Annotated in this window: 41 protein-coding genes; 33 read left to right on the forward strand and 8 right to left on the reverse strand. The window is 60.8% G+C overall.

The genetic code is table 11. The features are described 5' to 3' along the window. Positions 1-42 precede the first annotated feature (42 nt). From rpsG to rplQ, 32 genes are all read left to right on the forward strand, one after another. On the forward strand, positions 43-513 hold the full coding sequence (gene rpsG / locus N8I74_RS05910; protein ID WP_263125933.1) for a 30S ribosomal protein S7: 471 nt from the start codon (positions 43-45) through the stop codon (positions 511-513). A gap of 24 nt (positions 514-537) precedes the next feature. Beyond that, positions 538-2,637 (forward strand): elongation factor G, encoded by a 2,100-nt coding sequence (gene fusA, locus N8I74_RS05915; protein WP_263125934.1) that lies wholly within the window; start codon positions 538-540, stop codon positions 2,635-2,637. A 25-nt stretch (positions 2,638-2,662) separates the two neighbouring features. Next, the gene (tuf, locus tag N8I74_RS05920; RefSeq protein WP_263125923.1) at positions 2,663-3,853 is read left to right on the forward strand and encodes an elongation factor Tu; all 1,191 of its coding nucleotides are present in this window, start codon (positions 2,663-2,665) and stop codon (positions 3,851-3,853) included. 14 nt (positions 3,854-3,867) lie between these two features. Further along, positions 3,868-4,179: a 30S ribosomal protein S10 gene (rpsJ, locus tag N8I74_RS05925; RefSeq protein WP_263125935.1), complete on the forward strand. Its 312-nt coding sequence runs from the start codon at positions 3,868-3,870 to the stop codon at positions 4,177-4,179. 148 nt (positions 4,180-4,327) lie between these two features. Further along, on the forward strand, positions 4,328-4,972 hold the full coding sequence (gene rplC, locus N8I74_RS05930; protein ID WP_263125936.1) for a 50S ribosomal protein L3: 645 nt from the start codon (positions 4,328-4,330) through the stop codon (positions 4,970-4,972). Continuing rightward, entirely contained in the window at positions 4,972-5,592 is a 621-nt protein-coding gene (rplD, locus tag N8I74_RS05935; protein ID WP_263126721.1) for a 50S ribosomal protein L4, read from the forward strand. Before rplC ends, rplD begins: the two co-directional genes overlap by 1 nt. After that, positions 5,589-5,894: a 50S ribosomal protein L23 gene (gene rplW, locus N8I74_RS05940; RefSeq protein ID WP_263125937.1), complete on the forward strand. Its 306-nt coding sequence runs from the start codon at positions 5,589-5,591 to the stop codon at positions 5,892-5,894. Before rplD ends, rplW begins: the two co-directional genes overlap by 4 nt. Positions 5,895-5,906: 12 nt before the next feature. Then, positions 5,907-6,740 carry a 50S ribosomal protein L2 gene (gene rplB / locus N8I74_RS05945; RefSeq protein ID WP_263125938.1) on the forward strand — a complete coding sequence of 278 codons (834 nt, stop codon included), beginning with the start codon at positions 5,907-5,909 and terminating at the stop codon, positions 6,738-6,740. Positions 6,741-6,746: 6 nt separating this feature from the next. Further along, on the forward strand, positions 6,747-7,022 hold the full coding sequence (gene rpsS / locus N8I74_RS05950) for a 30S ribosomal protein S19 (protein WP_263125939.1): 276 nt from the start codon (positions 6,747-6,749) through the stop codon (positions 7,020-7,022). 9 nt (positions 7,023-7,031) lie between these two features. Further along, a complete protein-coding gene (gene rplV / locus N8I74_RS05955; RefSeq protein WP_263125940.1) occupies positions 7,032-7,361 on the forward strand; it encodes a 50S ribosomal protein L22 in 330 nt (109 codons plus the stop codon). 9 nt (positions 7,362-7,370) lie between these two features. Then, complete coding sequence (gene rpsC / locus N8I74_RS05960) at positions 7,371-8,075, forward strand: 30S ribosomal protein S3 (RefSeq protein ID WP_263125941.1); 705 nt, start codon at positions 7,371-7,373, stop codon at positions 8,073-8,075. Further along, positions 8,059-8,475, forward strand: coding sequence for a 50S ribosomal protein L16 (rplP, locus tag N8I74_RS05965; protein WP_263125942.1), 417 nt, complete (start codon positions 8,059-8,061; stop codon positions 8,473-8,475). The genes rpsC and rplP overlap by 17 nt, the downstream gene beginning before the upstream one ends. After that, positions 8,475-8,663: a 50S ribosomal protein L29 gene (gene rpmC / locus N8I74_RS05970; RefSeq protein WP_263126722.1), complete on the forward strand. Its 189-nt coding sequence runs from the start codon at positions 8,475-8,477 to the stop codon at positions 8,661-8,663. Before rplP ends, rpmC begins: the two co-directional genes overlap by 1 nt. 1 nt (position 8,664) lies before the next feature. After that, entirely contained in the window at positions 8,665-8,928 is a 264-nt protein-coding gene (rpsQ, locus tag N8I74_RS05975; RefSeq protein ID WP_263125943.1) for a 30S ribosomal protein S17, read from the forward strand. 202 nt (positions 8,929-9,130) lie between these two features. After that, positions 9,131-9,499, forward strand: coding sequence for a 50S ribosomal protein L14 (gene rplN / locus N8I74_RS05980; protein WP_263125944.1), 369 nt, complete (start codon positions 9,131-9,133; stop codon positions 9,497-9,499). A 10-nt stretch (positions 9,500-9,509) separates the two neighbouring features. Continuing rightward, positions 9,510-9,830, forward strand: coding sequence for a 50S ribosomal protein L24 (rplX, locus tag N8I74_RS05985; protein ID WP_263125945.1), 321 nt, complete (start codon positions 9,510-9,512; stop codon positions 9,828-9,830). A 10-nt stretch (positions 9,831-9,840) separates the two neighbouring features. Beyond that, complete coding sequence (gene rplE, locus N8I74_RS05990; RefSeq protein ID WP_263125946.1) at positions 9,841-10,380, forward strand: 50S ribosomal protein L5; 540 nt, start codon at positions 9,841-9,843, stop codon at positions 10,378-10,380. A gap of 7 nt (positions 10,381-10,387) precedes the next feature. Then, positions 10,388-10,693 carry a 30S ribosomal protein S14 gene (rpsN, locus tag N8I74_RS05995; RefSeq protein ID WP_263125947.1) on the forward strand — a complete coding sequence of 102 codons (306 nt, stop codon included), beginning with the start codon at positions 10,388-10,390 and terminating at the stop codon, positions 10,691-10,693. Positions 10,694-10,706: 13 nt separating this feature from the next. Beyond that, positions 10,707-11,099: a 30S ribosomal protein S8 gene (rpsH, locus tag N8I74_RS06000; RefSeq protein WP_263125948.1), complete on the forward strand. Its 393-nt coding sequence runs from the start codon at positions 10,707-10,709 to the stop codon at positions 11,097-11,099. 12 nt (positions 11,100-11,111) lie between these two features. Further along, positions 11,112-11,645 carry a 50S ribosomal protein L6 gene (gene rplF, locus N8I74_RS06005; protein ID WP_263125949.1) on the forward strand — a complete coding sequence of 178 codons (534 nt, stop codon included), beginning with the start codon at positions 11,112-11,114 and terminating at the stop codon, positions 11,643-11,645. A gap of 13 nt (positions 11,646-11,658) precedes the next feature. Continuing rightward, the gene (gene rplR, locus N8I74_RS06010; protein ID WP_263125950.1) at positions 11,659-12,012 is read left to right on the forward strand and encodes a 50S ribosomal protein L18; all 354 of its coding nucleotides are present in this window, start codon (positions 11,659-11,661) and stop codon (positions 12,010-12,012) included. A gap of 14 nt (positions 12,013-12,026) precedes the next feature. Next, complete coding sequence (rpsE, locus tag N8I74_RS06015) at positions 12,027-12,539, forward strand: 30S ribosomal protein S5 (protein WP_263125951.1); 513 nt, start codon at positions 12,027-12,029, stop codon at positions 12,537-12,539. Continuing rightward, a complete protein-coding gene (rpmD, locus tag N8I74_RS06020; protein WP_263125952.1) occupies positions 12,540-12,725 on the forward strand; it encodes a 50S ribosomal protein L30 in 186 nt (61 codons plus the stop codon). Position 12,726: 1 nt separating this feature from the next. Next, positions 12,727-13,167: a 50S ribosomal protein L15 gene (rplO, locus tag N8I74_RS06025; RefSeq protein ID WP_263125953.1), complete on the forward strand. Its 441-nt coding sequence runs from the start codon at positions 12,727-12,729 to the stop codon at positions 13,165-13,167. 39 nt (positions 13,168-13,206) lie between these two features. After that, on the forward strand, positions 13,207-14,508 hold the full coding sequence (secY, locus tag N8I74_RS06030; protein WP_263125954.1) for a preprotein translocase subunit SecY: 1,302 nt from the start codon (positions 13,207-13,209) through the stop codon (positions 14,506-14,508). 23 nt (positions 14,509-14,531) lie between these two features. After that, on the forward strand, positions 14,532-14,750 hold the full coding sequence (gene infA, locus N8I74_RS06035; RefSeq protein WP_263125955.1) for a translation initiation factor IF-1: 219 nt from the start codon (positions 14,532-14,534) through the stop codon (positions 14,748-14,750). Between the two features lie 35 nt (positions 14,751-14,785). Further along, positions 14,786-14,899 carry a 50S ribosomal protein L36 gene (gene rpmJ, locus N8I74_RS06040; RefSeq protein WP_018748524.1) on the forward strand — a complete coding sequence of 38 codons (114 nt, stop codon included), beginning with the start codon at positions 14,786-14,788 and terminating at the stop codon, positions 14,897-14,899. 60 nt (positions 14,900-14,959) lie between these two features. Continuing rightward, on the forward strand, positions 14,960-15,322 hold the full coding sequence (gene rpsM / locus N8I74_RS06045) for a 30S ribosomal protein S13 (RefSeq protein WP_263125956.1): 363 nt from the start codon (positions 14,960-14,962) through the stop codon (positions 15,320-15,322). Positions 15,323-15,352: 30 nt separating this feature from the next. Continuing rightward, positions 15,353-15,745 (forward strand): 30S ribosomal protein S11, encoded by a 393-nt coding sequence (gene rpsK, locus N8I74_RS06050; protein WP_018748522.1) that lies wholly within the window; start codon positions 15,353-15,355, stop codon positions 15,743-15,745. A gap of 14 nt (positions 15,746-15,759) precedes the next feature. Continuing rightward, positions 15,760-16,380, forward strand: coding sequence for a 30S ribosomal protein S4 (gene rpsD, locus N8I74_RS06055; protein ID WP_263125957.1), 621 nt, complete (start codon positions 15,760-15,762; stop codon positions 16,378-16,380). 34 nt (positions 16,381-16,414) lie between these two features. Beyond that, positions 16,415-17,398 (forward strand): DNA-directed RNA polymerase subunit alpha, encoded by a 984-nt coding sequence (locus N8I74_RS06060; RefSeq protein ID WP_263125958.1) that lies wholly within the window; start codon positions 16,415-16,417, stop codon positions 17,396-17,398. A gap of 25 nt (positions 17,399-17,423) precedes the next feature. Then, the gene (gene rplQ / locus N8I74_RS06065; RefSeq protein ID WP_263125959.1) at positions 17,424-17,816 is read left to right on the forward strand and encodes a 50S ribosomal protein L17; all 393 of its coding nucleotides are present in this window, start codon (positions 17,424-17,426) and stop codon (positions 17,814-17,816) included. A 105-nt stretch (positions 17,817-17,921) separates the two neighbouring features. On the opposite strand, the gene N8I74_RS06070 is transcribed toward rplQ, so the two are convergent. Beyond that, positions 17,922-18,809: an HDOD domain-containing protein gene (locus tag N8I74_RS06070; RefSeq protein ID WP_263125960.1), complete on the reverse strand. Its 888-nt coding sequence runs from the start codon at positions 18,807-18,809 to the stop codon at positions 17,922-17,924. Between the two features lie 51 nt (positions 18,810-18,860). Between N8I74_RS06070 and N8I74_RS06075 the strand changes: the two genes are divergently transcribed. Beyond that, entirely contained in the window at positions 18,861-19,682 is an 822-nt protein-coding gene (locus N8I74_RS06075) for a symmetrical bis(5'-nucleosyl)-tetraphosphatase (RefSeq protein ID WP_263125961.1), read from the forward strand. Here N8I74_RS06075 and N8I74_RS06080 read toward each other — a convergent pair. From N8I74_RS06080 to N8I74_RS06110, 7 genes are all read right to left on the reverse strand, one after another. Next, on the reverse strand, positions 19,676-20,269 hold the full coding sequence (locus N8I74_RS06080) for a lysophospholipid acyltransferase family protein (protein WP_263125962.1): 594 nt from the start codon (positions 20,267-20,269) through the stop codon (positions 19,676-19,678). The two genes, N8I74_RS06075 and N8I74_RS06080, sit on opposite strands and share 7 nt — an antisense overlap. Before the next feature lie 277 nt (positions 20,270-20,546). Continuing rightward, positions 20,547-21,296 carry a GNAT family N-acetyltransferase gene (locus N8I74_RS06085; RefSeq protein ID WP_263125963.1) on the reverse strand — a complete coding sequence of 250 codons (750 nt, stop codon included), beginning with the start codon at positions 21,294-21,296 and terminating at the stop codon, positions 20,547-20,549. A gap of 183 nt (positions 21,297-21,479) precedes the next feature. Further along, complete coding sequence (locus N8I74_RS06090) at positions 21,480-21,665, reverse strand: DNA gyrase inhibitor YacG (protein WP_263125964.1); 186 nt, start codon at positions 21,663-21,665, stop codon at positions 21,480-21,482. After that, positions 21,662-22,534: a cell division protein ZapD gene (zapD, locus tag N8I74_RS06095; protein ID WP_263125966.1), complete on the reverse strand. Its 873-nt coding sequence runs from the start codon at positions 22,532-22,534 to the stop codon at positions 21,662-21,664. The genes N8I74_RS06090 and zapD overlap by 4 nt, the downstream gene beginning before the upstream one ends. Beyond that, entirely contained in the window at positions 22,492-23,103 is a 612-nt protein-coding gene (coaE, locus tag N8I74_RS06100; RefSeq protein WP_263125967.1) for a dephospho-CoA kinase, read from the reverse strand. The genes zapD and coaE overlap by 43 nt, the downstream gene beginning before the upstream one ends. Before the next feature lie 5 nt (positions 23,104-23,108). Next, the gene (locus tag N8I74_RS06105) at positions 23,109-23,975 is read right to left on the reverse strand and encodes a prepilin peptidase (RefSeq protein WP_263125968.1); all 867 of its coding nucleotides are present in this window, start codon (positions 23,973-23,975) and stop codon (positions 23,109-23,111) included. After that, positions 23,975-25,207, reverse strand: coding sequence for a type II secretion system F family protein (locus tag N8I74_RS06110; protein ID WP_408611867.1), 1,233 nt, complete (start codon positions 25,205-25,207; stop codon positions 23,975-23,977). The genes N8I74_RS06105 and N8I74_RS06110 overlap by 1 nt, the downstream gene beginning before the upstream one ends. Positions 25,208-25,214: the final 7 nt, after the last annotated feature.

Raw genomic sequence — 25,214 nt, forward strand, 5'->3', positions numbered from 1 at the left:
CGCGATGCCCCGACTGAATGACATATCAAGGATTAGAGAACCATGCCAAGACGTAGAGAAGTCCCGAAGCGTGAAGTGCTTCCGGATCCCAAGTTCGGCTCCACCGAACTGACCAAGTTCATGAACGTGGTGATGATCGACGGCAAGAAGGCCGTTGCCGAAGGCATCGTGTACGGCGCCCTCGCCCAGATCGAGAAGAAGACCGGCAAGAACGCCATCGAAATCTTCACCACCGCCATCAACAACGCAAAGCCGGTCGTCGAGGTGAAGAGTCGCCGCGTCGGTGGCGCGAACTACCAGGTGCCGGTCGAAGTCCGTCCCAGCCGTCGTTTGGCATTGGCGATGCGCTGGTTGCGTGACGCGGCCCGCAAGCGTGGCGAGAAGTCGATGGATCTGCGTCTGGCTGGTGAATTGCTCGATGCGGCCGAAGGCCGTGGCGGTGCGATGAAGAAGCGCGACGAAGTGCACCGCATGGCGGAAGCAAACCGCGCGTTTGCCCACTACCGCTTCTAATGCACAACGCTTAAGGAAACAACCGTGGCTCGTAAGACCCCCATTGAGCGGTACCGCAACATCGGTATTTCCGCTCACATTGACGCTGGCAAGACCACCACGACCGAGCGCATCCTTTTCTACACCGGTGTGAACCACAAGATTGGTGAGGTTCACGACGGCGCTGCCACCATGGACTGGATGGAGCAGGAGCAGGAGCGCGGCATCACCATCACCTCCGCTGCGACCACCACCTTCTGGAAGGGCATGGGCCTCCAGTTCCCGGAGCACCGCTTCAACATCATCGACACCCCGGGGCACGTGGACTTCACCATCGAGGTGGAGCGTTCGATGCGCGTGCTGGATGGCGCCTGCATGGTGTACTGCGCGGTTGGTGGCGTGCAGCCGCAGTCGGAAACCGTGTGGCGTCAGGCCAACAAGTACCAGGTGCCGCGTCTGGCGTTCGTCAACAAGATGGACCGCCAGGGCGCCAACTTCTTCCGCGTCGTCGAGCAGATGAAGACCCGACTGAAGGCCAATCCGGTTCCGGTGGTGATCCCCATCGGTGCCGAAGACGGCTTCGTCGGTGTGGTCGACCTCCTGAAGATGCAGGCCATCTATTGGGATGAAGCCTCGCAAGGCATGAAGTTCGAATACCGGGATATCCCGGCCGAACTGCAGGCGACCGCCCAGGAGTGGCGCGAAAAGATGGTCGAATCGGCGGCTGAGGCCACCGAAGAGCTGATGAACAAGTACCTGGAAGAAGGTGACCTCTCCGAGGCCGAGATCGTCCAGGCGCTGCGTCAGCGCACCATCGCCTGCGAAATCCAGCCGATGCTGTGCGGCACCGCGTTCAAGAACAAGGGCGTGCAGCGCATGCTCGACGCCGTGATCGAATTCCTGCCGTCGCCGGTCGACATCCCGCCGGTCAAGGGTACCGATGAGAAGGAGCAGCCGACCACGCGTGAAGCGTCGGATTCGGCCCCGTTCTCGGCGCTGGCGTTCAAGCTGATGAACGACCCGTATGTCGGTCAGCTGACCTTCTTCCGCGTCTATTCGGGCGTGGTGAAGTCGGGCGACTCGGTGCTGAACTCGGTCAAGGACAAGAAGGAACGGATCGGTCGTATCGTGCAGATGCACGCCAACGAACGTCAGGAAATCGATGAGGTTCTGGCTGGCGACATCGCCGCGGGTATCGGCCTGAAGGACGTCACCACCGGTGAAACCCTGTGCTCGCCGGATCATCCGGTCATTCTCGAGCGCATGGTGTTCCCGGAGCCGGTGATCCATGTGGCCGTCGAGCCCAAGACCAAGGCCGACCAGGAAAAGATGGGCGTGGCGCTGAACCGTCTGGCCAAGGAAGATCCGTCGTTCCGCGTGCGGACCGACGAGGAATCGGGCCAGACCATCATTTCCGGCATGGGCGAGTTGCACCTGGAGATCCTGGTCGATCGGATGAAGCGCGAATTCGGCGTGGAAGCCAACGTCGGCGCGCCGCAGGTGGCCTACCGCGAAACCGTGACCCAGACCGTGAAGGACGTGCAGGGCAAGCATGCCAAGCAGTCCGGCGGTAAGGGTCAGTACGGCGATTGCACGATCACGCTCGAGCCGTCCGGCGAAGGCAAGGGCTACCAGTTCATCGATGAAATCAAGGGTGGCGTGATTCCGCGCGAATTCATCCCTTCGGTGGACAAGGGTATCCAGAACACGCTGAAGGCTGGCGTGCTGGCCGGCTTCCCGGTGGTGGACGTAACCGTGCGCCTGACCTTCGGTTCGTACCATGACGTCGATTCGTCGCAGATCGCCTTCGAACTGGCGGGCTCCATTGCCTTCAAGGAAGCGATGCGCCGTGCCGGTGCGGTGATCCTTGAGCCAATGATGGCCGTGGAAATCGAAACGCCGGAAGAGTACATGGGCGACATCATGGGTGATCTCTCGTCCCGTCGCGGCATCATCCAGGGCATGGATGACAACCCGGCCGGCGGCAAGATGATCAAGGTGGAAGTACCGCTGTCGGAAATGTTCGGCTACTCGACCACCCTGCGCTCCATGTCGCAAGGTCGCGCCACCTACTCGATGGAATTCAAGCACTACTCGGAAGCGCCGAAGCACGTCGCCGACGCCATCATCGCCAACAAGAAGTAATGGTTAACGAATAAGGAATACAGCAATGGCAAAAGAAAAGTTCACGCGGACGAAGCCGCACGTCAACGTTGGCACGATCGGTCACGTCGACCACGGCAAGACCACGTTGACCGCCGCCATCACCACCATCCTGTCCAAGAAGTTCGGTGGTGAAGCCAAGGGCTACGACCAGATCGACAGCGCGCCGGAAGAAAAGGCCCGCGGCATCACGATCAACACCGCGCACGTCGAGTACGAAACCGCCACCCGCCACTACGCCCACGTCGACTGCCCGGGCCACGCTGACTATGTGAAGAACATGATCACCGGCGCGGCACAGATGGACGGCGCGATCCTGGTGTGCTCGGCCGCTGACGGTCCGATGCCGCAAACCCGCGAACACATCCTGCTGGCCCGCCAGGTGGGCGTGCCGTACATCATCGTGTTCCTGAACAAGTGCGACATGGTGGACGACGCCGAACTGCTCGAGCTCGTCGAAATGGAAGTGCGCGACCTGCTGTCCAAGTACGACTTCCCGGGCGACGACATTCCGCTGATCAAGGGTTCCGCGCTGAAGGCGCTGGAAGGTGACCAGTCCGAGATCGGTGAGCCGGCGATCTTCCGTCTGGCCGAGGCGCTGGACAGCTACATTCCGCAGCCGGAGCGGGCGATCGACCTGCCGTTCCTGATGCCGATCGAAGACGTGTTCTCGATCTCGGGTCGCGGCACCGTGGTGACCGGCCGTGTCGAGCGTGGCATTGTCAAGGTGGGCGAGGAAATCGAGATCGTCGGGATCAAGCCGACCACCAAGACCACCTGCACCGGCGTGGAAATGTTCCGCAAGCTGCTGGACCAGGGCCAGGCTGGCGACAACATCGGCGCGCTGCTGCGCGGCACCAAGCGTGAAGAAGTCGAGCGTGGCCAGGTGCTGGCCAAGCCGGGTTCGATCACGCCGCACACCAAGTTCACGGGTTCGGTGTACGTGCTGAGCAAGGAAGAGGGTGGTCGTCACACCCCGTTCTTCAACGGCTATCGTCCGCAGTTCTACTTCCGGACCACGGACGTGACCGGTTCGGTCGAGCTGCCGGCGGGCACCGAGATGGTGATGCCGGGTGACAACGTGGAAGTGACGGTGTCGCTAATCGCGCCGATCGCGATGGAACAGGGTCTGCGCTTCGCGATCCGCGAAGGTGGCCGTACCGTCGGCGCCGGCGTCGTCGCCAAAGTCATCGAGTAAGCGAGGAAATTGCAATGCAAAGCCAGAAAATCCGCATTCGCCTGAAGGCGTTTGACTACTCGCTGATCGATCGCTCCGCCCAGGAGATCGTCGAGACCGCCAAGCGCACCGGCGCCGTGGTCAAGGGGCCGGTTCCGCTGCCGACCAAGATCGAGCGTTTTGACGTACTGCGTTCGCCGCACGTCAACAAGACCTCGCGCGACCAGTTCGAGATCCGTACCCATCTGCGTCTGATGGACATCGTCGATCCCACCGACAAGACCGTCGATGCACTGATGAAGCTGGATCTGCCGGCTGGTGTCGATGTGGAGATCAAGCTGCAGTAACGCTCGACGGCAAACGCGCTAAGTGTTTGCGGCGAAAGAAAAAGCTGTGGTAGTATCGCGGGCTTGCCGTTCTTGTGACGGCAAGCCCCTTTATTTTTAGTTGGTTATTTGCCGATCAATCGTAATCGGCCCTGAAAAGGAAATAACTATGAGCTTAGGTCTTGTCGGTCGCAAAGTCGGCATGACCCGCGTCTTTGCCGAGGATGGTTCGTCCATTCCGGTGACGGTGCTGGACATGTCTGCCAATCGCGTCACGCAAATCAAGTCCGTAGAAACCGACGGCTATGCAGCCGTCCAGGTCACCTTCGGTGCCAAGAAGGCCAATCGTGTCAACAAGGCGGAAGCTGGCCATTTTGCCAAGGCGGGCGTCGAAGCCGGTCTGGCCCTGGTCGAGTTCCGTGTTGCCGCGGACAAGCTGGCCGAGCTGAAGGCCGGTTCGGCTTTGTCCGTCGAGCTCTTCACGGCAGGCCAGCTGGTCGACGTCACCGGCACCTCGCAGGGTAAGGGTTTCTCCGGCGTCATCAAGCGCCACAACTTCAGTTCCAACCGTGCATCCCATGGTAACTCGCGTTCGCACAATACGCCGGGTTCCATTGGTCAGGCGCAGGATCCGGGTCGCATCTTCCCGGGCAAGCGCATGGCGGGTCAGTACGGCAACGTGAAGTCCACCGTGCAGAACCTTGAAGTGGTTCGCGTCGATGCCGAGCGCCAATTGCTGCTCGTCAAGGGCGCGGTTCCGGGGTCCAAGGGCAACGACGTGGTCGTTCGTCCGAGCGTCAAGGCAGGTGCATGATGGAACTGAAGGTCATTAATGCAAATGGCGAGGCGCAAGCCGCCGTCGCCGGTTCCGACGCCCTGTTTGCCCGCGATTTCAGCGAAGCGCTGGTGCACCAAGTGGTCACCGCCTACTTCGCCAACGCCCGTAGCGGGAATCGCGCTCAGAAAGGGCGTGCCGACGTCAAGCACACCACCAAGAAGCCGTGGCGCCAGAAAGGGACGGGCCGTGCCCGTGCCGGTATGAGCTCGTCGCCGCTGTGGCGTGGTGGTGGCAAGACCTTCCCGAGCAGCCCGGACGAGAACTTCAGCCAGAAGGTCAACCGCAAGATGTATCGCGCCGGCATTGCGACCATCCTGTCGCAGCTGGTGCGTGAAGATCGTCTGGTCGTGGTGGATTCGTTCACGCTCGAAGCACCGAAGACCAAGGCCTTCGTGCAGAAGCTGGACGCGCTCAAGCTCGATTCGGCACTGATCGTGACGCGTGAGCTGGACGAGAACCTGTATCTCGCCTCCCGCAACCTGCCGAACGTGCTCGTGCTCGAGCCTTCCCAAGTCGATCCGGTCAGCCTCGTGCGCTTCAACAAGCTCGTGTTGACCCGCGATGCGCTCCAGGCTCTCGAGGAGATCTACGCATGACGCAATTTACTGAAAACCGTCTGCTGCAGGTGCTGCGCGCGCCCATCGTCTCCGAAAAGAGCACGCTGGTGGCCGACAAGAACGAGCAGATCGTATTCCGCGTCGCCACCGATGCGACCAAGGGCGAGATCAAGGCAGCGGTCGAGCTGCTGTTCAAGGTCAAGGTCCAAGGTGTGACCGTGGTGAACGTCAAGGGCAAGTCCAAGCGCTTCGGTCGTTTCACCGGTTCGCGCAAGGACTGGAAAAAGGCTTATGTGAGCCTGGTTCCGGGTCAAGAAATCGATCTTGCAGCCGCGCAATAAGGAGACTTGAAAATGGCATTGGTTAAAGTAAAACCGACGTCCGCCGGTCGCCGCGCCGTTGTCAAGGTGGTGAACCCGGATCTGCACAAGGGTGCCCCGTACGCACCGTTGCTCGAGCCGCAAAGCAAGACCGCCGGCCGCAACAACCGCGGCGTGATCACCACCCGGCACAAGGGCGGCGGTCACAAGCAGCACTACCGCGTGATCGACTTCAAGCGCAACAAGGATGGCATTCCGGCCAAGGTCGAGCGTCTGGAATACGACCCGAACCGCACCGCCAACATCGCGCTGCTGTGCTACGCCGATGGCGAGCGCCGCTACATCATCGCCCCGAAGGGTCTGAAGGCCGGTGCCACCGTGCTGTCCGGTCCGGAAGCGCCGATCAAGGTCGGCTCGGCGATGCCGATCCGCAATATCCCGGTCGGTTCGACCATCCATTGCGTTGAACTGCAGCCTGGCAAGGGTGCGCAGCTCGCGCGTTCGGCCGGTGCCTCGGTGCAGCTCTTGGCGCGCGAAGGTGCCTATGCCCAGCTGCGTCTGCGTTCGGGTGAAATCCGCAAGGTGCACATCGATTGCCGCGCCACCCTGGGTGAAGTGGGCAACGAAGAGCACAACCTGCGCTCGTACGGCAAGGCCGGTGCGAAGCGTTGGCTGGGTATCCGTCCGACGGTGCGTGGTACCGCGATGAACCCGATCGATCACCCGCATGGTGGTGGTGAGGGCAAGACTGGCGAAGGCCGTGTGCCGGTCAGCCCGTGGGGCCAGCCGACCAAGGGTTATCGCACCCGGAACAACAAGCGTACCGACGGCATGATCGTTCGTCGTCGTCCTGCGAACAAGGGGTAATTGAACATGGCACGTTCTGTCAAGAAGGGTCCGTTCGTCGACCTGCACCTCATCAAGAAGATCGAGGCTGCCCGTGCGTCGAACGACAAGCGCCCGATCAAGACCTGGTCGCGTCGTTCTACCGTTCTGCCGGACTTCGTCGGCCTGACGATCGCCGTGCACAACGGCAAGCAGCACGTTCCGGTCTACGTGAACGAAAACATGGTTGGCCACAAGCTGGGCGAGTTCGCGCTCACCCGCACGTTCAAAGGCCATGCCGCGGACAAAAAAGCCAAGCGCTAAGGTGAAGACATGCAAGTATCCGCTGTACTGAGCAATGCTCGCCTCTCCGCACAGAAAGCTCGGCTGGTCGCAGACCTGGTTCGTGGCAAGCCTGTGGAGCAGGCCATCAACATCCTGACCTTCAGCCCGAAGAAGGCCGCAGTCCTGATCAAGAAGGTGCTCGAGTCGGCCATTGCCAATGCCGAGCACAATGAAGGCGCCGATATCGATGCCCTCAAGATCAAGACGATTTTTGTGGACAAGGGTCCGTCCCTCAAGCGTTTCTCCGCACGTGCCAAGGGCCGCGGCAACCGCATCGAGAAGCAGACCTGCCACATCACGCTGACTGTGGGCGACTAAGGAGCGATAATGGGTCAGAAAATTCATCCGACGGGTTTTCGTCTCGCCGTCAACAAGAACTGGGCCTCGCGCTGGTACGCCAACAGCCGTAATTTCGGCAAGATGCTGACCGAAGACATCGAGGTGCGCGAGTTCCTGAAGAAGCGTCTCGCTGGCGCGGCTGTCAGCCGCGTCGTCATCGAGCGCCCGGCCAAGAATGCCAAGATCACCATCTATACCGCCCGCCCGGGCGTGGTGATCGGCAAGAAGGGCGAGGATATCGAGCTCTTGAAGAAAGAGCTGCAGAACATCCTCAAGGTGCCGGTGCACGTCAATATCGAGGAAGTGCGCAAGCCCGAGATCGATGCGCAGATCATTGCCGACAGCATCTCGTCGCAGCTGGAAAAGCGCGTGATGTTCCGTCGCGCCATGAAGCGTGCGATGCAGAACGCAATGCGTCTGGGCGCCCAGGGCATCAAGATCATGTCCGCGGGCCGTCTGAACGGTATCGAGATCGCGCGTACCGAATGGTATCGCGAAGGCCGTGTGCCGCTGCACACGCTGCGCGCTGACATCGACTACGCGACCAGCGAAGCCAAGACCACCTATGGGGTCATCGGTATCAAGGTCTGGGTATACAAGGGCGAAGTGAAGCCGGGCGAGAAGGTCGCGGAACCGGCGCCGGAAACCCAGCGTAAAGCACGAAAGGGGCCTCGCAATGCTGCAGCCAACTAGACTCAAGTTCCGTAAGGTCCAGAAGGGCCGCAACACCGGCATCGCCACCCGCGGCAACAGTGTCGCGTTCGGCACGTTCGGCCTGAAGGCGACAACGCGTGGCCGCCTGACTGCACGTCAGATCGAATCCGCGCGTCGTGCCATCACCCGTTATATCAAGCGGGGTGGCCGCGTATGGATCCGCGTGTTCCCGGACAAGCCGATCTCGACCAAGCCGGCCGAAGTGCGGATGGGTAACGGTAAGGGTAGCCCGGAGTACTGGGTTGCCGAAATTCAACCTGGCAAGGTGTTGTACGAGCTGGATGGCGTCAATGAGGAACTCGCTCGCGAAGCGTTCCGCCTGGCGTCGGCCAAGCTGCCGTTCGGTACGACCTTCGTCACTCGTCAAGTGGGGCAATGATGAAAGCTGCTGAACTCCGTCAAAAGTCGGTCGACGAGCTCAAGAGCGAACTGACTGCCCTGCTGCGGGCGCAGTTCGGTCTGCGGATGCAGGCCGCTACCGGCCAGCTCGCCAAGAACACCGAGATCAAGCGCGTGCGCAAGGATATTGCGCGCGTTCGTACCATCCTGGCTCAGAAGGCGGCGTAACATGAGCGAAGCGAAACTGAAGCGTACGCTGACTGGCCGCGTGGTCAGCGACAAGATGGATAAGACTGTCACCGTCCTCGTCGAGCATCTGGTCAAGCACCCGATCTACGGCAAGGTGATGCGTCGTTCCAAGAAGTATCACGCGCACGATGAAAGCAACCAGTATCACGAAGGCGATCTGGTCACGATTGTGGAAGGTCGTCCGATTTCGAAGACCAAATCGTGGGTGGTGACTGAGCTGGTTGAAAAGGCACGTGTGGTCTAAGCGGTACTGATAGGACCAGGCGACTTGCCAGGGCATTGTACTTCTCGTACAATGCCCGTTTTTCCGTCTTGCGATGGGGTCACACCCATCGTGTTTTTCCCCTTTCGGGGTCCAAAACTGGCTGCGTCTTGGCCCGGTTTTGCCGGGCACCGTTCCGGTCTTTGCCGAAACATTCGCAGATTAAGTTGGAGGTTGTTTTTCCATGATCCAAATGCAATCCATGCTGGAGGTTGCTGACAACACCGGGGCGCGTCACGTGATGTGCATCAAGGTGTTGGGTGGCTCCAAGCGTCGCTACGCGGCAGTCGGCGACATCATCAAGGTGAGCATCAAGGATGCGGCCCCGCGTGGCCGTGTCAAGAAGGGTGACGTGTACAACGCCGTGGTGGTCCGTACCGCCAAGGGTGTTCGCCGTGCCGATGGCTCGCTGATCAAGTTCGACGGCAATGCCGCCGTGCTCCTGAACAACAAGCTGGAACCGATCGGGACCCGTATCTTCGGGCCGGTGACGCGTGAACTGCGTACCGAGCGCTTTATGAAGATCGTGTCGCTGGCGCCGGAAGTGCTGTAAGGGGAACGGGATGAACAAGATTCGCAAGGGTGACGAGGTCATCGTCATCACGGGTAAGGACAAGGGGCGTCGCGGTACCGTGCTGCGTGTTCTGCCGACCGAAGACCGCATCGTGGTCGAGGGCGTCAATGTGGTGAAGAAGCACCAGAAGCCGAACCCGATGCGCGGCCAGCAGGGTGGCATCGTGGAAAAGACGCTGTCGGTCCACGTGTCCAATGTGGCGATTTTCAATGCGGCGGCCGGCAAGGCCGATCGCGTGGGCTTCAAGGTCCTCGAGGACGGCAAGAAGGTTCGCGTCTTCAAGTCGACCGGCGAAGTGATCGGCGGCTGAGGGGTAGAACATGGTTCGTCTGCAAGAGATTTACCAGCAAAAGATTGTACCGGCGCTCATTGAGCAGTTCGGTTACAAGTCGGTGATGGAAGTGCCGCGCATCGAGAAGATCACCATCAACATGGGTGTGGGTGAGGCGGTCGCCGACAAGAAGGTGATGGAACACGCCGTGGGCGATCTGGAAAAGATCGCCGGTCAGAAGGTGGTGGTGACCAAGGCCAAGAAGTCGATCGCTGGTTTCAAGATCCGCGATGGCTATCCGGTCGGCTGCAAGGTCACGCTGCGCCGCAATCGCATGTACGAATTCCTGGATCGCCTCGTCACCGTCGCGCTGCCGCGCGTACGTGACTTCCGTGGTATCTCGGCCAAGTCGTTCGACGGCCGCGGCAACTACAACATGGGCGTGCGTGAGCAGATCATCTTCCCGGAAATCGAATACGACAAGATCGATGCGCTGCGTGGGATGAACATCACCATCACGACCACCGCAAAGACCGACGACGAAGCGCGCGCCCTGCTGGCCGCCTTCAAGTTCCCGTTCAAGAATTGAGGCGATCATGGCAAAACTTGCACTGATTAATCGCGAAGAAAAGCGCCGCGCTACGGTCGCCAAGCATGCGGCCAAGCGTGAAAAGCTGCTGGCTGTCGTCAACGATGTGAACGCCAGCGAAGAGGAGCGCTTTGCCGCACGCCTCAAGCTGCAGCAATTGCCGCGTAACGCGAGCCCGGTCCGTACCGGTACCCGTTGCTCGATTACCGGCCGCCCGCGCGGCGTGTTCCGCAAGTTCGGCCTTGGCCGTAACAAGCTGCGCGAGCTGGCGATGAAGGGTGAGATCCCCGGCATGGTCAAGGCGAGCTGGTAAGGAGAGATAAAACATGGCAATGCATGATCCTATCGCCGATATGCTGACCCGCATCCGCAACGCACAGCGCGCGGAAAAGAACACCGTGACCATGCCGTCTTCGAAGCTGAAGGTGGCGATCGCCAAGGTGCTGCAGGACGAAGGCTATATCGAGTCGTTCGTTGTCGCTGGGGATGTCAAGCCTCAGCTGACCATCGAATTGAAGTACTACGCTGGTCGCCCCGTGATCGAGCGCATCGAGCGGGTGTCCAAGCCCGGTCTGCGTATCTACAAGGGCGCCACCGATATTCCGCAGGTGATGAATGGTCTTGGCGTGGCGATCCTGTCCACGTCCAAGGGGGTGATGACCGATCGCAAGGCGCGCGCCAACGGTGTTGGTGGCGAGCTTCTGTGCATCGTCGCGTAATGAGGTGAACTGATGTCTCGTGTAGCGAAGAATCCGGTTGCCATCCCTGCTGGCGTGGATGTGAAGGTTGCCGACGGCCAAATCACCGTCAAGGGCCCGAACGGCACGCTGAGCCAGGCGCTTGGCAGCAACGTGGAAGTGAAGATCGAGAACGGTGCGGTGGTGTTTGCCGCACGTGACGGCGGCAAGCCCGCCCGGGCGATGTCCGGCACGCTGCGCGCGCTGGTCAACAACATGGTCGATGGCGTCTCCAAGGGTTTCGAGCGCAAGCTCAACCTGGTTGGCGTCGGCTACCGTGCGCAGGCCCAGGGCGACTCGCTGAACCTCACCCTCGGTTTTTCCCATCCGGTTGTGCACAAGATGCCGGCCGGCGTGAAGGTGGAAACCCCCACGCAGACCGAAATCGTACTCAAGGCTGCCGACAAGCAGCTGCTTGGTCAGGTCGCTGCCGAAATCCGCTCCTACCGCGCGCCTGAGCCCTATAAGGGCAAGGGTGTCCGTTATTCGGATGAAGTGGTCGTTCTGAAAGAAACCAAGAAGAAGTAATCGAGGCTGAATCATGGATAAGAAAGAGACCCGACTCCGCCGTGCACGTAAAACCCGTGCCAAGATTGCGGAGCTCAAGGTGGTGCGCCTGTCGGTGCACCGTACCAACAGCCACATCTATGCGCAGGTCATCGATGCAACGGGCAGCAAGGTGCTGGCCGCGGCTTCGTCCCTGGATGCCGATGTACGCGGCCAGATCAAGAACGGCGGCAACGTCGACGCGGCAGTGCTGGTCGGCAAGCGTATCGCCGAGAAGGCCCGTGCCGCCGGTGTCGAGCAAGTTGCGTTCGATCGTTCCGGCTTCAAGTACCACGGTCGCGTGAAGGCTCTTGCTGATGCTGCCCGCGAAGGCGGCCTCGTCTTCTAATTTGGAGTGATCAAATGGCTAGGAACGAAGTAGAAGATCGCAGCGACGGCCTTCGCGAAAAGATGGTGAGCGTCAATCGTGTCACCAAGGTGGTCAAGGGCGGCCGGATTCTCGGCTTTGCCGCGTTGACCGTGGTGGGCGATGGCGACGGCCGTGTCGGCATGGGCAAGGGCAAGGCCAAGGAAGTGCCCGTTGCAGTGCAGAAGGCACTGGACGAAGCCCGTCGCAAGTTGTTCAAGGCACCGCTGAAGAACGGTACCGTGCCGCACACTGTTGTCGGCCGCCATGGCGCGACCACCGTGTTCATGCAGCCGGCGCCGGACGGTACCGGCATCATCGCCGGCGGCCCGATGCGTGCTGTGTTCGAAGTGGCGGGCGTGCACAACGTCACCGCCAAGATCCACGGTTCGACCAATCCGTACAACGTGGTCCGTGCCACGCTGGACGGGCTGGCCAAGCTCCAAACCGCGGGTGACATCGCGGCCAAGCGTGGCAAGACGGTTGAAGAAATCCTCGGGGAGGCGTAAATGAGCGACGCCAAGAAAATCAAAGTGACGCTCGTTAAGAGCCTGATCGGTCGCCTGGAATCGCATCGCGCGTGCGCACGCGGGCTCGGCCTGCGCAAGCTCAACACGTCCGCCGAAGTGATCGACACCCCGGCCAACCGCGGCATGATCAACAAGATCAGCTACCTGCTGAAGGTGGAGGGCTAACATGTCTCTCGTACTGAACAACCTCAAGCCCGCCGACGGCGCAACCCACGCCAAGAGGCGTGTCGGTCGCGGCATCGGTTCCGGCCTCGGCAAGACTGCCGGTCGTGGCCACAAGGGTCAGAAGTCCCGCGCCGGCGGTTTCCACAAGGTCGGCTTCGAGGGCGGCCAGATGCCGTTGCAACGTCGTCTGCCCAAGCGTGGTTTCGTGTCGCTGGCCAAGGGCAAGAGCGCCGAGGTCCGCCTTGGTGATCTGAATGCGCTGCCGGTCAACGAGATTGACTTCGCCGTGCTGCTGCAGGCCGGTGTGATCGGCCAGCATGCGCTGACCGTGAAGGTGATCGCATCGGGCAAGATCGAGCGCGCTGTCACCCTGAAGGGCGTCGCCGCCACCAAGGGTGCGCGTGCGGCGATCGAAGCAGCCGGCGGCAGCATCGTCGAGTAACACGCTTTTAGCAGAGGCGCAAACGTGGCAAATCCCGGTATGGCGTCCGCAAGCAGCAAGTTTGCGGATCTGAAGAAGCGAATCTGGTTCTTGATCGGCGCATTGATCGTGTACCGTATTGGTGCACATATCCCCGTGCCGGGCATCAACCCTGACGAGCTCAAGCAACTGTTCGATTCGTCGCAGACGGGCCTGCTGAACATGTTCAACATGTTCTCGGGCGGTGCGCTGTCGCGGTTCACGGTGTTTGCCATCGGGATCATGCCGTACATCTCGGCCTCGATCATCATGCAGCTCGGCACCGAGGTGTTTCCTTCGCTCAAGCAATTGAAGAAGGAAGGCGAGGCCGGGCGGCGCAAGATCACCCAGTACACGCGCTATGCCACGGTGCTGCTGGCCACGGTGCAGAGCTTTGCGATCGCCGTGATGCTGTTCAAGCAGCCCAACCTCGTGATCGCGGGCATGCCGCAGGGCATGTTCGTGTTCACCACGGTGGTGAGCCTGGTGACGGGCACGATGTTCCTGATGTGGCTGGGTGAGCAGATCACCGAGCGTGGTATCGGCAACGGTATCTCGATCCTGATCTGTGCAGGTATCGCCGCAGGCGTGCCTTCGGCGATTGCGAAGACCCTGTCGTTGGTCCAGGCGGGAAGTCTGCACGAGATCCTTGCCCTGCTGCTGGCGGTGGCGGTGGTGTTGTTGACCGCCGCGGTGGTGTTCGTCGAGCGTGGGCAGCGCAAGGTGCCGGTGCAATATGCCAAGCGTCAGGTGGGCAACCGCGTGATGCAGGCCCAAAGCACCCATCTGCCGCTGAAGGTCAACATGGCCGGTGTGATCCCGCCGATCTTTGCCTCGTCGATCATTCTGTTCCCGGCCACCTTGCTGTCGTGGACGGGCAACAGCGAGCGCATGAGTTGGCTGAAGGCCATTGGCGATACGCTGCACCCGGGTCAGCCCGTGTACGTGCTGCTTTACGCCGCGGCCATCATCTTCTTCTGTTATTTCTACACGGCCCTGGTGTTCAATCCGAAGGAAACCGCAGATAACCTCAAGAAGAGCGGGGCGATGATCCCGGGCTACCGGCCCGGCGAGCACACTGCGCGCTACATCGAGAAGCTCATTCTCAAGCTGACGCTGGTCGGCGCCGTCTACATCACCGTGATTTGTCTGATCCCGGAATTCCTGATCCTGAAGTGGAATGTCCCGTTCTACTTCGGGGGTACATCACTGCTGATCCTGGTGGTGGTGGCAATGGATTTCATGGCGCAGATGCAGTCCTATGTGCTGTCCCACCAGTACGAGAGCCTGCTGAAGAAGGCGAATTTCAAGGGCGCTGCATAAGAGTCAACCGAATCTAATTAGCTATGGCGAAAGAAGACGTTATTCAGATGCAGGGCGAAGTGCTGGAAACGCTGCCCAACGCGATGTTCCGGGTCAAGCTTGAGAACGGACATGTGGTCCTTGGCCATATCTCGGGGAAGATGCGGATGCACTACATCCGCATCCTGCCCGGGGACAAGGTGACGGTGGAGTTGACACCGTACGATCTGACCAAGGCCCGCATCGTATTCCGGACGAAGTGACGCCCGGAGTTTCATTCTAGAAAAAGGACCAGACGATGAGAGTTCAAGCATCGGTCAAGAAAATCTGCCGCAACTGCAAGATCATCCGCCGCAACCGCGTGGTGCGCGTGATCTGCACGGACCCGCGGCACAAGCAGCGCCAAGGCTGATTGAGCCAATCAACCAAGGTTGCTATAATCCGCAACTTTTTGAACCTGGGGTAAAGAAGTATGGCCCGTATTGCTGGGGTTAACATCCCTAATCATCAGCATACTGTGATCGGCCTTCAGGCAATCTACGGCGTCGGTCGCACTCGTGCGATCGCTGTCTGCAGTGCCACCGGCATCGAGCCGAGCAAGAAGGTCAAGGATCTCAGCGAAGCTGAGCTGGATAAGCTGCGCGAAGAACTTGGCAAGTACGTCATCGAAGGCGACCTGCGGCGCGAAGTCACCATGAGCATCAAGCGTCTGATGGACCTTGGCTGCTACCGGGGCTTCCGTCATCGCAAGGGCCTGCCGGTGCGTGGCCAGCGCACACGTACCAACGCCCGCACCCGCAAGGGACCGCGCAAGCCCATCGCTGGCAAGAAGTAATTCCAGCGATCGTCATCAAAGGATTTAAGCATGGCTAAAGCAAACACAGTGCGTGTACGGAAGAAAGTCAAAAAGAGCGTGTCCGAAGGCATCGTGCATGTGCACGCTTCCTTCAATAACACGATCATTACCATCACCGATCGCCAAGGGAATGCACTTTCTTGGGCTACCTCGGGCGGTGCTGGTTTTAAGGGCTCTCGGAAAAGTACACCCTTCGCCGCCCAGGTGGCTGCGGAGCACGCTGGTAAAGTTGCCCAAGAATATGGTGTGAAGAACCTTGAAGTCCGTATCAAGGGGCCTGGTCCGGGTCGTGAATCCGCGGTGCGTGCTCTGAACGCACTCGGCTTCAAGATCACCAGCATTTCGGATGTGACGCCGGTGCCGCACAACGGCTGCCGTCCTCCGAAAAAGCGTCGCATCTAATCCCGGAGTAGAAGATGGCTCGTTATATTGGACCCAAGTGCAAACTCGCACGCCGCGAAGGCACGGATCTTTTCCTCAAGAGCGCCCGTCGTTCGCTCGACAGCAAGTGCAAGCTGGAACAAGCCCCAGGCCAGCATGGCGCTAAGAACACCCGTCTGTCGGACTACGGTGCTCACCTGCGCGAGAAGCAGAAGATCCGCCGCATCTATGGCGTGCTGGAACGTCAGTTCCGTCGTTATTTCGAAGAAGCCGCGCGCCGCAAGGGCTCGACCGGCGAAAACCTGTTGAAGATCCTGGAATCGCGCCTGGACAACGTCGTCTATCGGCTGGGCTTCGGCTCCACCCGTGCCGAATCGCGCCAGCTGGTCTCGCACAAGGCCATCACGGTCAATGGCAAGGTCGTCAACATCCCGTCGTTCCAGGTGAAGGCAGGTGATGTGGTGGCCGTGCGTGAAAAGGCCAAGAAGCAGGCACGTGTTATCGAGGCGGTATCGTTGGCTGAAGGGATCGGTTTCCCCAACTGGGTGCAGGTGGATAGCAAGAAGCTCGAAGGCGTGTTCAAGAGCGCCCCGGAGCGTTCCGACCTGTCCAGCGACATCAACGAATCGTTGGTCGTGGAATTCTATTCCAAGTAATTAGCTGCCCGGTAAGGCCAAGGGATACTGATACATGCAAAACCTCGCCAATGAGTTGCTCAAGCCGCGCATCATCGACGTGCAGGCTCAATCGTCCGCTCAAGCCCGGGTGGTGATGGAGCCGTTCGAGCGTGGTTATGGCCATACGCTCGGTAACGCCCTGCGCCGAATCCTGCTGTCTTCGATGCCGGGTTTTGCGCCGACGGAAGTGAAGATCGAAGGGGTGGTCCACGAATATTCCGCGCTGGATGGCGTTCAGGAAGATGTGGTCGATATCCTGCTCAATCTCAAGGGTGTCGTGCTCAAGCTGCATGGTCGCGAAGCGGTCGCGTTGACGCTGACCAAGGATGGCCAGGGCGTGGTCAAGGCCGGCGATATCCAGGTGCCGCACGATGTCGAGGTGGTCAATCCGGATCATGTGATTGCCCATCTTTCCGCCGGTGGCAAGCTCAACATGGAGATCAAGGTCGAGAAGGGCCGTGGTTACCAGCCCGCTCCCGCCCGCGCAGGCCGCGAGGACTCCCGCAGCATCGGCACGATCCAGCTGGATGCCTCGTTCAGCCCGATCCGTCGCGTCAGCTATGCCGTTGAAAGCGCACGGGTCGAGCAGCGTACCGATCTGGATCGGCTGATCCTCGAGATCGAGACCAATGGGGTGCTGACGCCGGAGGATGCGGTACGCCAGGCGGCCCGTATCCTGGTGGACCAGCTGTCGGTGTTCGCTGATCTGGAAGGTACGCCGGTCGAGGAAGAAAAGCCTGCTGCGCCGCAGATCGATCCGATCCTGCTGCGTCCGGTGGATGATCTCGAACTCACCGTGCGCTCGGCCAACTGCCTCAAGGCGGAAAACATCTACTACATCGGCGATCTGATCCAGCGCACCGAGACCGAGCTTCTCAAGGCGCCGAACCTGGGCCGCAAGTCCTTGAATGAAATCAAGGAAGTGCTGGCCTCGAAGGGCCTTAGCCTGGGTATGCGCCTCGAAAACTGGCCGCCGGCCGGCTTGGATAAGCCGTAACCGGTCAAGGTAAAGGAACTGACAAATGCGTCACCGTTTAGCCAATCGTAAACTCAACCGTACCTCCAGCCATCGTCAGGCGCTGCTGCGCAATCTGGCGAACGCGCTGCTGCGTCACGAAGTCATCAAGACCACGCTGCCCAAGGCCAAGGAACTGCGCCGCGTTGCTGAACCGCTGATCACCCTCGGCAAGGCACCGTCGCTGGCCAACCGTCGTCTGGCGTTCGACCGCACCCGCGATCGTGAGATCGTGGTGAAGCTGTTCGATGTGCTGGGGCCGCGCTACGCCGCCCGGAATGGCGGTTATCTGCGTATCCTCAAGTGCGGCTTCCGTCCCGGCGACAATGCGCCGATGGCGTTGGTCGAACTGGTGGACCGCCCGGAGGAAGCTGAAGCCGTCGAGGCCGATGCCGCCTGAATGGGTCGGTGAGTATTGCAAAAGGCCAGCGTATGCTGGCCTTTTCTTTTGACGGCCGTACGGCGACGGACCAGAGGCCCGCTGGACGACTGTCCGGCCCTTCGATCAGCGGGTATCGGGCAGTCTTGCAAGCAGTGGCAAGGTGTCATACCAATGCCAGTCGTGTGCAGCGGTGACTGCAACGTCACGGACCAGTGCGTACGCGGCATCCGGCTCGATCCCGATCAGCTCTGCCACCTCGCTGAAGTCGTCGGGAAGCCCGGCATCGTCCCAGCCACGCAGCAGGTGACGGGACAAGGCGGCCGAGACCATAACGGTACGGACCCGTGGTTCGCTCTGATAGCGCTCATCCATCAGGTGGGCCAGCAGCGTCGGAAGTTGCCAGCGTTGCACCAGCGCCAGCTGCAGTTCAAAGAGGCTGTGTCCCAAGACCCGGCGTTGCGCTTCCCGGCTGCGCAATCCCGGCTCGTCTGCCAGCAGCTGTTCGATCTGCATTGCCAATGTCGGTGCGAGCAGCCAGAGCAGGATCTCCACCGCATCGTGCAGCAGGGCCGCGGTGATCACTTCTTCAGGGTCGACATCGTGGCGGGCGGCAGCGATGGATTCGGCGAATCGTGCGGCAAGGCCGGCACGGGCCAACATGCGACGGATGCCGATCACTGCCTGTGGTGTGTCTTTCAGTATCTGCTCGACTGGTGTTGCCTTGCCGAACTCCTGGATGAAGCCTTGCATCCCGATCATCAACAGAGCACGTCCGACCGTGTTGACGTCTGTGGTCTGGCTGAGGTGGCGTCGTTGCTGCAGGAAGCGGATCACCCGCAAGGTCATCAGTGCATCGCGTCGGGCGAGGCGCGTCAGATCCCTGAGGCTGATTTCATCCAGACGGTTTTTCAGTTCGCCCAGTCTCGTCAACGTATACTGCAGGACCGGCAGCTCGCAGGCGGCCAGATGGTCGACCCAGGCTTCGTAGGTGGCAGGGGGACGCGTGAGCATGAGATGCAACCATGAATTCGTAAGCGTAGTTCATTGTAGAGAGTGATTGAGATGGCTCGCTATGCAATTGGCGATTTGCAGGGGTGTTGGGAGGAACTGAAGCGATTGCTCGATGCAGTTGCGTTCGATAGCGCAGCTGATCAGTTGTATCTGGTGGGCGACCTCGTCAATCGGGGCCCCGGCTCCCTGGAGGTGCTGCGCTGGGCACATCGGCACCCGGACAGTGTCTTCGCGGTATTGGGAAACCACGATCTGCATCTGCTCGCCTGCTACGCCGGCCATGGCACGCTCAAAGAGAGCGATACGCTGGCCGAGGTCCTGGCGGCGCCGGATGCCGACCAGCTGTGCGACTGGCTCAGGAAACAACCGCTGCTGCGCGTGCTGCCTGATGCGGTTATCGTCCACGCCGGCCTTTGGCCGTTCTGGCACCGCGAGCACGCCACTGCTGCCTGTGCTGAAGTCGAATCCGCTTTATGCGCGCCGGATTGGCAGGTCTTTCTGGCCGACATGTATGGCAACAAGCCGGCGCATTGGGAACAGGCCCGCACCCCGGCCGACCGTGCCCGCTTCACGATCAACGCTGCCACGCGGATGCGCTTCGTCGACGCTTCCGGCGCGCTGCAGCTCAAGTTCAAGGGAGAGCTGGATCAGGCGCCGCCTGAGCTCGTGCCCTGGTTTGATGCCCCCGGGCGCAACAGGTGGGGCCGGGTGGTATGTGGCCATTGGTCGGCGCTGGGGCTGCTGATGCGGGATGACTTGTGGGCGATCGATACCGGCTGCGTCTGGGGGGGCAGGTTGACCGCTGTATGCTTGGATGACGCCCGGGTGATGCAGGTGGCAGCCGATCGTTCCTATCAGGAGATCGGTCAGTAGCCGGTCGTGCCGCTGGCGGCGTTGAGTGCGTCGTGGGCCGTCTTGATCCTTTCCTCGGCATACCGCGTTACTTCACGCCGATCCATGTCCTGCACCACGAACGGGGCCAGGAAATTGATTTCCGCGACCAGGCCGCGAGTGCCCAGCAGCCGCCAGAGTGATTCGGTCAGCGTCATCTGGTTGATGTAGGCTGGCGCGTCGTTCCAATTCCCTTGCTGATCGATGTAGCGCAGATAGATGGGCTGGATGGTGGCGTGCGAATCGATGGCCGCCTGCAGCAGCGATGAGCGGAATGGCAGGATGCAGCGACCATCCGAGGTGGTGCCTTCGGGGAAGATCGCCACGCAGTGACCCTCGCGCAGCGCTGCCAGCATGACGCCGCCGACCCGGGCGGTATCACGTTTGCGTTCACGCTCGATGAACAGGGTGCCTGCAGCACTGCAAAGGCGCCCCAGCATGGGCCAGTGCTTGATTTCGGCCTTGGCGACGAAGCGCGAGACGGTTGCGCTATTGAGTACGAAGATATCCAGCCAGGAAATGTGATTGGCCAGCAGCAGGTGGTTGGCCGGATAAAGCCCCGGAATCACCCCTTGAATCCTGATTTCGATACCGAGTTTCTTGGCCAGCAATTGGGACCATAATTGAATGCGATGCAATCGTGCCTGTGGGTCAAGCCTGGGAAAATGCCAGGTGGCGATCACCATGCCCCTGCCCAAATGCCAAAGCACGACTACAAGGCGCCATAGGCGCAGCCAATTACGGTACATGACAACCTGCCGGGCGATTCCGGCTGAGAAAGTGCGACGAGAACAACCGGAGTCTAGCGATATCCTTGTCGTCTAGCCACGTACTTATTGCGCCGGTCTAGCGTACAAAATGCTTGGCGTAGCGGGTATCGATGCGGCGCATCGGCAGCAGTACAAACAGGTCTGCGGTATTGAAGTCCGGGTCCCACGCAGGTTCACCGCAGATCAGTGCGCCAGCGCGCAGGTAGCCTTTGATCAGCGGCGGGGTGGGCACCGGCAAGCGTTGATCGAGGGCGGCAAGCGGCAGCGGGCAGCGGGGAAAGACACGCCATTCGATCGGTGCGTATGCGGTCTCGATCAGTTTGCGGTAGAGGCTGGCGGCACAATGGCCCCCGTCGGAAAGGGAGATGCTGGCGCAGCCGATCAGGTATTGATAACCATGGCGGCGCATGTATTCGGCAAGGCCCGACCAGAGCAGCGCAATGGTGGCGCCGTTGCGGTAGTCCGGATGCACACAGGAACGGCCTACTTCGACGAATTGGCTGCGCAGGTGCTGCAGCCGGGTCAGGTCGAATTCGGTGTCGGCATAGTAGCTGCCCAATCGGCGTGCCTGATGCGGCGTGAGGATGCGGTAGGTGCCCACCACTTCCCCCGTCTCGTCATCCTGGACGATCAGATGCTCGCAATAGGGGTCGAACAGATCCTGATCCAGGCCCGGTGTGCCTGGGGTGAGCCGTGCCCCCATTTCCTCCACGAAGACCTTGTGGCGCAGGGCTTGCGCAGCCCGGATCTGCTCCTGGGTATTGGCCAAGGCCAGCGACAACCTGCGTGCATGTTTTGCGGTGTCGGAATGCAACTGCTGCAGCATCGGTGTTCCTCCCGGTAGATGGAACACAAGCTACGGTGCAGCGATGAAGGACTGATGACAGCGCGGTGAAGAAACGATGACGCGGTGAAGCAGCGTGGGCACTCAGATATGACGCGCATGGCCCATGCCGGCAGGACCGGTCTCAGCCTGGGTGGGAACTGACCTGGCGGTAGTGACGCGCGTTCATTCGCCGGATTCGCCACCGATTGCCGGAGGGCCGTCTTCGCCGGGAATGCGGTAGCGCTCCTGCGCCCACGCGGCCAGGTCATCGACGCGACAGCGCTCGGAACAGAATGGACGGTAGGGATTGGCCGGCGAGAACGGGGTCAGGGTGCCGCACTTGGGGCAGGGAACGACGCGCGCTGTCACAGATTGCAGTAACCCAGGTTGAACTCGATATCGCTGTCCACCACCCGCGGACGCTCCCCACTGGTGCTTGGATGCACGAAGCGGACATTGATGGCGTAGCGGTTGGCCGAAAGCTCCGGAACGACCGGCAGGTCAAGAGGCAGGGTCACGCGCAGCATCTGGATGGTCTTGCCCCCGGACATCTGCTGGAATGTGCCCTGGCGGGCCGTGTAATGGCTCACCCGGGCCGAGTCGCGCAACAGGCGCAGGACAATATCGATGCCTTGCTTGATCGGGGTCAGGGGATGAAACCAGCGATCGATATCGCCTTGCCGCCGCACCGCCGGCAATTGTTGCCAGTAGTGGTACGAAGGCAGGTCGAATTCACAGGCGCCGCCAGGAATCGACAGGCGTTGCTTGATCGTCATCAGCCACTCGTTCTCGCGCAGGTGCTGGCCGAACTTGCCGGTCATATCCAGCATGCGGCCGTGGGCGACCTCGATATCGGCGAGCACGCCCTCCAGCGCTGTTTCAAGGATATGCGGATTGTTCCGCAACGACGCCAGGGTTTGCCGCTGCCGTTCAAGTTCCTGCAATAGATCGGATTTAAGATCGGCACGGCTCGCGACTTCCATGATCTCGAAAATACCGAGCAGCGCCGCATGATGATCCACCGCCTGTTCCCTGCCCGCAAACAGGGCGGTGCGGTCGTACAGGTGCTCCAGCCGCAGCAAGGTGCGGATACGCTCGTTGATTGGGAATTCGTAACTGATCACGGCGGGCTGGATACAAAAAGATGACCAATTCTGCAGCATGTGGGCAGCTTTGAAAACCCACAGAGTAAGCTTTATCTGATGTTCTTTGACCAATCCAGATAGTACAAATGCCATTGCTTCACCGCGCGTGCCAGCGCTTCAAGCGAACCGTTGTTTTCGATGATGTCATCGGCCAGCGCAAGCCGTTGCCGGCGCGGCATCTGGTTGCGCATGATGTCCTGGGCGGCAGCCGTCGTCAGGCCCGGGCGGCGGGAAACCCGCTCCAGCTGCAGTGCTTCATCGCAATCGATCAGCAGCGAGCGCTTGGTCAGCGCATGGAATTCCGGCGCCTCGAACAACAGTGGCGCCACGAGCAGGGCATAGGGTGTGGTGTCGGCCTGCACGGCCAGTGCCTGCTTGGCCTCTTGCAGGATATGCGGGTGAAGCAGCGCTTCCAGCTGAGCCTTGGCGTCACGGTCATTGAATATGGTCTCGCGCATCCTTGCGCGATCCAGGCTGCCGTCGGCCAGCAGATAGGCAGACCCGAATGCCGCCCTGATTTCCGGCAATACCGGCGATGGGGGCAGCGAGAGCCGGTGTGCAATCTCGTCGGTATCGACGATCGGGGCGCCATGCCCGGCAAACAGCCGGGCGGCGGTGCTCTTGCCGCTGCCGACGCCACCTGTGAGGCCGACCACCTGCATGCTGTTCAAAGCGTGGGGAAAAGCGCTTGGCGCAGCGAGGCACCCCAGACCAGCGTAAGCCACCCGGCGATACCGAGATAGGGTCCGAACGGCATCGGTTTGGACAGCCCTTTGCGTGCGGCGAGCATCATCGCGCCCCCCAGGATCGCTCCTGCCACCGATGAAAGCAGCACGATGATGGGAATGGCCTGCCAGCCGAACCAGGCGCCCAGCGCAGCCAGCAGCTTGAAGTCGCCATAGCCCATGCCTTCCTTGCCGGTCAGCAACTTGAAGGCCCAGTACACGCTCCACAGCGCAAGATAGCCGGCCATGGCACCGATCACGGCCTGATGCAGCGGTACGAACCCGCCAAGCAGGTTCAGCAGCAGGCCTGCCCAAAGCAGCGGCAGGGTGATCGAGTCGGGGAGCAAAAAGGTGTCGGCATCGATGAAGACCAGGGCAATCAGCGCCCAGGTCAGCAGCAGCGCGCCCACACCTGCCAGCGATGGCCCGAACTGCCACGCCACGACGGCGCTGAGCACGGCACTCAGCATTTCGACGAGCGGATATCTCGGGCTGATCCGTTGTCCGCAGCCGCGGCAGCGGCCGCGCAACGCAAGATAGCTGAGCACCGGGACGTTCTCCAGTGCGCCGATGTGATGGCCGCAATGCGGGCAGGCGGACCGGGGCACCCACAGGTTGTAGCGCGGTCTGTCCGGCCATGGGGTATCGGCCGGCAGGTCGATCAACTGGCATTCATGCCGCAGGTCTGCCTCGATCATCCGGGGCAGGCGATGGATCGCCACATTCAGAAAGCTGCCGACCAGCAGGCCCAGCACGAACACCAACCCGCTGTAGGGCAGCGGGTTGTCAAGCAGCGCTTGCCAGAGCATCAACCCACCGCCTCGCCCATCTTGAAGATCGGCAGGTACATCGCGATGACGAGGCCGCCGATCAGCACGCCGAGCACGACCATGATGATCGGCTCCATCAGGCTGGACAACGCGTCGACCGCGTTGTCGACTTCCTCTTCGTAGTAGTCGGCGACCTTGCTCAGCATCGAGTCGAGCGAACCGGACTCCTCACCGATCGAGGTCATCTGCAGCACCATGTTCGGGAAGACATTGGCGTTCTGCATCGCCAGTGTCAGGCTGGTGCCGGTGGCAACCTCGGTCTGGATCTTCTTGGTCGCGATCCGATAGATGTAGTTGCCCGACGCGCCGCCGACCGACTCCAGCGAATCCACCAGCGGCACCCCGGCTGCGAACATGGTCGACAAGGTGCGGGCCCAGCGGGCAATCGTGGCGTTTTTGACGATCTGCCCGAGAATGGGCAGCTTGAGCAGGAAGCGATCCCAGGCGATCTGCAGCGCCTCGGAGCGTTTGAGCGCATTCATGAACAGCCAGATGCCCCCGAAAATGCCGCCGAAGATCAACCACCAGTAGTCGACGAACATATCCGAGAGCGCGATCACCAGCAGCGTGGGCGCCGGCAGGTCCGCGCCGAAGCTCGAGAACAGATCCTTGAACGCCGGAATCACGAAGATCATGATCACGGCGGTGATCACGAATGCCGCCACGATCACTGCGGTGGGGTAAAACATTGCGGACTTGATCTTCTTCTTGACCGACAGGATCTTCTCCTTGTAGGTCGCCAGCCGTGCCAGAAGCGTATCGAGAATACCGGCCTGTTCGCCGGCCTGCAGCAGGTTGCAATACAGCGCGTCGAAATAAAGCGGGTGCTTGCGGAATGCCTGGGTCATGGACGAGCCGGTTTCGATGTCCGACTTGATTTCCATCAGCAGCTTGGTCATCGAGGCATTGCTGTGGCCCTTGGCGACGATATCGAACGCCGTCAGCAACGGCACGCCGGACTTGAGCATGGTCGCCAATTGCCGGGTGAACATGGTGACGTCCTGCTCGGTGATGCGCCGCCCGGTCCTGAGCCTTTGCTTCTTGATCTTGGTGACATTGATGCCCTGGCGACGCAGATGATTCCGCAATACCGCCTCGCCCGAGGCGCGCATTTCGCCTTTGATCACCTTGCCTGAGCGGTCCTTGCCTTCCCAGATGAAGGTGGTTTCCTTTTGCTTGGCACCTGCCATCTTTGCCGTTGCGACTGCCATAACCCTT

Origin of the sequence: Chitiniphilus purpureus (genome assembly GCF_025642115.1) — a bacterium.
Lineage (GTDB): Bacteria > Pseudomonadota > Gammaproteobacteria > Burkholderiales > Chitinibacteraceae > Chitiniphilus > Chitiniphilus purpureus.

Bases quoted from the DNA above. Each gene is read 5' to 3' on its own strand.
- rpsG (WP_263125933.1), top strand. From the start codon at position 43: ATGCCAAGACGTAGAGAAGTCCCGAAGCGTGAAGTGCTTCCGGATCCC.
- tuf (WP_263125923.1), top strand. From the start codon at position 2,663: ATGGCAAAAGAAAAGTTCACGCGGACGAAGCCGCACGTCAACGTTGGC.
- rpsJ (WP_263125935.1), top strand. From the start codon at position 3,868: ATGCAAAGCCAGAAAATCCGCATTCGCCTGAAGGCGTTTGACTACTCG.
- rplC (WP_263125936.1), top strand. From the start codon at position 4,328: ATGAGCTTAGGTCTTGTCGGTCGCAAAGTCGGCATGACCCGCGTCTTT.
- rplD (WP_263126721.1), top strand. From the start codon at position 4,972: ATGGAACTGAAGGTCATTAATGCAAATGGCGAGGCGCAAGCCGCCGTC.
- rplW (WP_263125937.1), top strand. From the start codon at position 5,589: ATGACGCAATTTACTGAAAACCGTCTGCTGCAGGTGCTGCGCGCGCCC.
- rplB (WP_263125938.1), top strand. From the start codon at position 5,907: ATGGCATTGGTTAAAGTAAAACCGACGTCCGCCGGTCGCCGCGCCGTT.
- rpsS (WP_263125939.1), top strand. From the start codon at position 6,747: ATGGCACGTTCTGTCAAGAAGGGTCCGTTCGTCGACCTGCACCTCATC.
- rplV (WP_263125940.1), top strand. From the start codon at position 7,032: ATGCAAGTATCCGCTGTACTGAGCAATGCTCGCCTCTCCGCACAGAAA.
- rpsC (WP_263125941.1), top strand. From the start codon at position 7,371: ATGGGTCAGAAAATTCATCCGACGGGTTTTCGTCTCGCCGTCAACAAG.
- rplP (WP_263125942.1), top strand. From the start codon at position 8,059: ATGCTGCAGCCAACTAGACTCAAGTTCCGTAAGGTCCAGAAGGGCCGC.
- rpmC (WP_263126722.1), top strand. From the start codon at position 8,475: ATGAAAGCTGCTGAACTCCGTCAAAAGTCGGTCGACGAGCTCAAGAGC.
- rpsQ (WP_263125943.1), top strand. From the start codon at position 8,665: ATGAGCGAAGCGAAACTGAAGCGTACGCTGACTGGCCGCGTGGTCAGC.
- rplN (WP_263125944.1), top strand. From the start codon at position 9,131: ATGATCCAAATGCAATCCATGCTGGAGGTTGCTGACAACACCGGGGCG.
- rplX (WP_263125945.1), top strand. From the start codon at position 9,510: ATGAACAAGATTCGCAAGGGTGACGAGGTCATCGTCATCACGGGTAAG.
- rplE (WP_263125946.1), top strand. From the start codon at position 9,841: ATGGTTCGTCTGCAAGAGATTTACCAGCAAAAGATTGTACCGGCGCTC.
- rpsN (WP_263125947.1), top strand. From the start codon at position 10,388: ATGGCAAAACTTGCACTGATTAATCGCGAAGAAAAGCGCCGCGCTACG.
- rpsH (WP_263125948.1), top strand. From the start codon at position 10,707: ATGGCAATGCATGATCCTATCGCCGATATGCTGACCCGCATCCGCAAC.
- rplF (WP_263125949.1), top strand. From the start codon at position 11,112: ATGTCTCGTGTAGCGAAGAATCCGGTTGCCATCCCTGCTGGCGTGGAT.
- rplR (WP_263125950.1), top strand. From the start codon at position 11,659: ATGGATAAGAAAGAGACCCGACTCCGCCGTGCACGTAAAACCCGTGCC.
- rpsE (WP_263125951.1), top strand. From the start codon at position 12,027: ATGGCTAGGAACGAAGTAGAAGATCGCAGCGACGGCCTTCGCGAAAAG.
- rpmD (WP_263125952.1), top strand. From the start codon at position 12,540: ATGAGCGACGCCAAGAAAATCAAAGTGACGCTCGTTAAGAGCCTGATC.
- rplO (WP_263125953.1), top strand. From the start codon at position 12,727: ATGTCTCTCGTACTGAACAACCTCAAGCCCGCCGACGGCGCAACCCAC.
- secY (WP_263125954.1), top strand. From the start codon at position 13,207: ATGGCGTCCGCAAGCAGCAAGTTTGCGGATCTGAAGAAGCGAATCTGG.
- infA (WP_263125955.1), top strand. From the start codon at position 14,532: ATGGCGAAAGAAGACGTTATTCAGATGCAGGGCGAAGTGCTGGAAACG.
- rpmJ (WP_018748524.1), top strand. From the start codon at position 14,786: ATGAGAGTTCAAGCATCGGTCAAGAAAATCTGCCGCAACTGCAAGATC.
- rpsM (WP_263125956.1), top strand. From the start codon at position 14,960: ATGGCCCGTATTGCTGGGGTTAACATCCCTAATCATCAGCATACTGTG.
- rpsK (WP_018748522.1), top strand. From the start codon at position 15,353: ATGGCTAAAGCAAACACAGTGCGTGTACGGAAGAAAGTCAAAAAGAGC.
- rpsD (WP_263125957.1), top strand. From the start codon at position 15,760: ATGGCTCGTTATATTGGACCCAAGTGCAAACTCGCACGCCGCGAAGGC.
- N8I74_RS06060 (WP_263125958.1), top strand. From the start codon at position 16,415: ATGCAAAACCTCGCCAATGAGTTGCTCAAGCCGCGCATCATCGACGTG.
- rplQ (WP_263125959.1), top strand. From the start codon at position 17,424: ATGCGTCACCGTTTAGCCAATCGTAAACTCAACCGTACCTCCAGCCAT.
- N8I74_RS06070 (WP_263125960.1), bottom strand. From the start codon at position 18,809: ATGCTCACGCGTCCCCCTGCCACCTACGAAGCCTGGGTCGACCATCTG.
- N8I74_RS06075 (WP_263125961.1), top strand. From the start codon at position 18,861: ATGGCTCGCTATGCAATTGGCGATTTGCAGGGGTGTTGGGAGGAACTG.
- N8I74_RS06085 (WP_263125963.1), bottom strand. From the start codon at position 21,296: ATGCTGCAGCAGTTGCATTCCGACACCGCAAAACATGCACGCAGGTTG.
- zapD (WP_263125966.1), bottom strand. From the start codon at position 22,534: ATGGCATTTGTACTATCTGGATTGGTCAAAGAACATCAGATAAAGCTT.
- coaE (WP_263125967.1), bottom strand. From the start codon at position 23,103: ATGCAGGTGGTCGGCCTCACAGGTGGCGTCGGCAGCGGCAAGAGCACC.
- N8I74_RS06105 (WP_263125968.1), bottom strand. From the start codon at position 23,975: ATGCTCTGGCAAGCGCTGCTTGACAACCCGCTGCCCTACAGCGGGTTG.
- N8I74_RS06110 (WP_408611867.1), bottom strand. From the start codon at position 25,207: ATGGCAGTCGCAACGGCAAAGATGGCAGGTGCCAAGCAAAAGGAAACC.